The organism is Arthrobacter sp. SIMBA_036 (assembly GCF_046535135.1).
In the GTDB taxonomy this organism is placed as follows: domain Bacteria; phylum Actinomycetota; class Actinomycetes; order Actinomycetales; family Micrococcaceae; genus Arthrobacter.
Genome location: NZ_JAWRXG010000148.1, coordinates 1 through 275 on the forward strand (window position 1 = coordinate 1; position 275 = coordinate 275).

Sequence of the window (275 nt, forward strand, 5' to 3'; positions counted from 1 at the left end):
GGATGGCGTACCGGGACGGATCAGGGACAACGACCGGGACACCGCTGCGATGAAGCGGCATGGTCCTACGGGTTCTCGGATGAGCAACTCGAGGAAGCGAAGCGGATCGGCGCTGGCGCCGAGCGCAGGCATCTTGGCCGGCTGGTCAATGTAGGCGTCAGAGCCGCGGTTCGACGTCAGGAATTCGACCCGGTAGCCTTCGGCGTTCTGGAAGGCGGACGAAGCCGTTCCTCCCGATCGATGAGGTACCGGCCGGAAGCTCGGGTCCACGGAAT

At 64.7% G+C, this 275-nt stretch carries 1 protein-coding gene; it reads right to left on the minus strand.

What is annotated here, in order from left to right:
• Positions 1-275, minus strand: a 275-nt coding sequence (locus tag SB659_RS19445) for a GSU2403 family nucleotidyltransferase fold protein (RefSeq protein ID WP_410551587.1), incomplete at both ends; no start/stop codon positions are given.